Here is a 3021-nt window from a genome sequence, read left to right on the forward strand (position 1 = left end):
ATTGCTTACCTTTAAGCTATTGATGTTGATCAATGGCTTTTTCTCTTTTAAGGAACCTCATAAATCTCTAGAAGTTAGGCGATGGTTTTGGGCCCCAAATGTTGGCCTGAACACTTTTTCAGATTATTCCGAAACCCAAAATTCGGAGTATTCACTATCTAACATTTGAACGCCAATTCTAAAAGCAGATTCACGATTAATATTAGTAAATACGGATTGCCTTTCCGATTCTTTAAGTACCTTGATAAGAAACGTGATGAAAACCTCGTTTAGCGCTTCGTCGCCTTCTTCTTCCACATCGATCTCTTTGGTAATTGAATCGTCAATTATTATAGACATAACTTCGCCAGACTCATATTCTTCGACCCATTCTGGGATATCAACCATGTTGAAAGATGCAAACTCAAAGTCAGGACAATTGTTACAGAACTCTCCCATATCATCTTTCCCGTACCACTCTGGGCCTTGGTCCTTGAATTCTGCTACATTCTCATCTGAGTGTGTCTTTGTATCAAATCCTATTGAAATCCAGCCACTTCCGGGACAACAGAATAATCCAAAGCTAGCAACTTTTGTTGTTGGATTCTGCTGAGAAAATGATGCAATACTGGTTTCTATAAATTCCTGGATTGGTTTTTCAAACGCTGCTAAGTTAATCATGTTAATCCCTCTTTTTTAAATCTTTCAAACCAAAACTGTCGCCAAACGTCCCGAGAATTCCCGACGCGCCATACTACTTTCATCTTGGCAAAGTGCTGGGAGTTCTCTGTTAGGCGGAGTGTCCAGCTTTTTACGCATACTTACACTAAGCCCCTTTATTATATACCATATGATTCCATTTCGGCATCTTCTAAGTGGTAAGAAATGGGCATACTACTTATTGAATGAAAGATTAGAAGGTGATATGATATGGACAAGGAAGAGAACAATGGGGAAAATAAGGAGGGGGAAAATTTGAGCGCTGTTGCCAAAGAACAAGGGTATAAAAAACTATCCCTAACCCCCAAGAAATTACAAAAAATCACGGTCAAACCGGTAGCTATTAAAAATGGAAAACTATTATTTGATAAAAATAATAAGGATCATCGTTACATTGTTGAAGGAGAATATTAAATCGCAATGTACGAATTTACTTTAGGTGAGATTTTCTGGTTTGAAGTTGGGTATGAGGATATTCCTAATGAATCAAAGATCAGACCTGCAGTTATTGTGGACGAAGATGATAACGAATTATTGATCTTAGTTGCAACTACATCTGTACCGCCACATGATCCGCCAAAATACTTCGATCAATTTAAAATACCAGTTCTCAATTGGCGTAAAGTTGGGTTATCGAAACCTTCCTGGGTCCAAAGCTTAAAATTGATTCATCTAACTCGAACCCAGTTGCGCGATTTAGTTAAAGAGGATGATTTCATTGGACGAATGTCCGAACTGGATTTCAATTATTTAGTTGGTGAAATTGAACGAATACATAATGATTGCTAGACCTCCATCATGGGGTCTTTTTTCATTTATATCCACATTCAAAACGAGACGGAATAGGAATGCGTGGGAATGGACATTTCGCCTAACGTGTTGGGGTTAACGCAGCGTCCCAACCACATGCATATAGGCAAAGTTGCGTTTAACCCCGTGTTATCAGAAGTATCAAACCCCGAAAAAGCAAAACATGCATCTTGCTCAAACAACCCACATAACTAAAATGGAACATTCATCTATGCTCTAGCTCATTACGAATTGCCTTCCTTTTCAAACAACATAAGATGTGAAGGTGTTCTATTAAAATATAAACGAAGCTTGCATAATGCCCAAACAAAACGAAACATGCATTTCTCTCTAAAACCGACCATTCTGTACCATGGAGCCCGCCGGCTTTTCCCAAATTCGGATCCGGATCCGAATTTGAGGGCAGCCCCCATAACGTTAACTATGTAAATGTCAAACATCGATCACTGCCTCTCCCTACCCTCCATTGAGCAACAGCGAAACATATTTCTACATTTCTTCTATTTAACCCATATCCAGAATCAATCAAACCACGCTAGGATTTCTGATAACGTCCCGGGTATTCCCGTAGCGTCATATTACATTCATATTGGCTAAGTTACGAGAACACCTTTGTTATGTGGCGTGTCCACCCCTTCAATATTCCTCATAAAACATTTTGATTTCTTTATCCTTATATTTAAACTTCAATCCTAAGTCTTTTAGTACTTGTACATCATCTTTATTGTTGGTATATATTTCGGCATCGCCTTCATGAGCAGACGTCGAAAGCCAACAATATCCATCGTTAAAAAAACATAGATCTTCTGGAAAGTACGGGTATATCCAATGAAACAAACCTTCTGGTTCCAGTAAGTGAGCTCTTACCTCTCTGCAAACCTTATACAGGTTAATATCAAAATTGATTTTATTACTCCTATCACCGCACATAGTACTAGGCCATTCTTCAGGTTTATGTCTCACTTTGATTAAATAAGGCTGTAACTTTAGTAAAAACGGTTTTTTACGCTCTTTATAAATTTGTGCTCTGATTAACATTTCCTTTTGGGATTTTTCACAAGATTTTAGGTATTTTTGATACTGCATCTGATTTTCGAATTCTTCCTGTTTAAGTAGGATAAATTCAAAATCATTTATATCGCAATCAAACTGTCTTCTAAGTACCAACATAAATGCATCTGATTTACTTAATGCATAATCAATTAACTTTTCATAAACAGTTGTTCTTGGTTCATCAAGAATCCAAATCAAATAAACAGAACCCACCCCCTAATTGATCCAAAGGTATACTCTCTTAAAAACCAGCCCCGATATGGACATGTCACATAACGTCCCGCGTATTCTCGAAGTCTGGTTATTACTTTCATATTCTCTCAGATTTTGGGAACGCTTTGTTGTACTAAACCGCTGCGCGGTGGCTTCTTTTAGCTCCAACTCTATATCCATGATATCATCTTTACTGGATAATTCTAGTTATTCAGAAAGGATGATTTTTTATGTCTCTCAAATCCC

4 protein-coding genes are annotated in these 3021 nt (G+C 37.7%); 2 read left to right on the plus strand and 2 right to left on the minus strand.

The window, feature by feature from the left end:
• Nucleotides 1–123: 123 nt before the first annotated feature.
• A complete protein-coding gene (locus tag M8E35_RS26045; RefSeq protein ID WP_252473881.1) occupies nucleotides 124–660 on the minus strand; it encodes a hypothetical protein in 537 nt (178 codons plus the stop codon).
• 249 nt (nucleotides 661–909) lie between these two features.
• Here M8E35_RS26045 and M8E35_RS26050 point away from each other — a divergent pair, with 249 nt between their 5' ends.
• Together M8E35_RS26050 and M8E35_RS26055 are read left to right on the plus strand one after the other, a co-directional pair.
• A complete protein-coding gene (locus tag M8E35_RS26050) occupies nucleotides 910–1113 on the plus strand; it encodes a hypothetical protein (protein ID WP_252473882.1) in 204 nt (67 codons plus the stop codon).
• Nucleotides 1114–1119: 6 nt separating this feature from the next.
• Nucleotides 1120–1488, plus strand: a complete 369-nt coding sequence (locus tag M8E35_RS26055) for a type II toxin-antitoxin system PemK/MazF family toxin (RefSeq protein WP_252473883.1) — start codon at nucleotides 1120–1122, stop codon at nucleotides 1486–1488.
• A 657-nt stretch (nucleotides 1489–2145) separates the two neighbouring features.
• Here M8E35_RS26055 and M8E35_RS26060 read toward each other — a convergent pair.
• Nucleotides 2146–2760, minus strand: a complete 615-nt coding sequence (locus M8E35_RS26060) for a hypothetical protein (protein ID WP_252473884.1) — start codon at nucleotides 2758–2760, stop codon at nucleotides 2146–2148.
• Between the last annotated feature and the right edge of the window lie 261 nt (nucleotides 2761–3021).

Origin of the sequence: Desulfosporosinus nitroreducens (assembly GCF_023897015.1) — a bacterium.
Taxonomy (GTDB): Bacteria; Bacillota; Desulfitobacteriia; order Desulfitobacteriales; family Desulfitobacteriaceae; genus Desulfosporosinus; species Desulfosporosinus nitroreducens.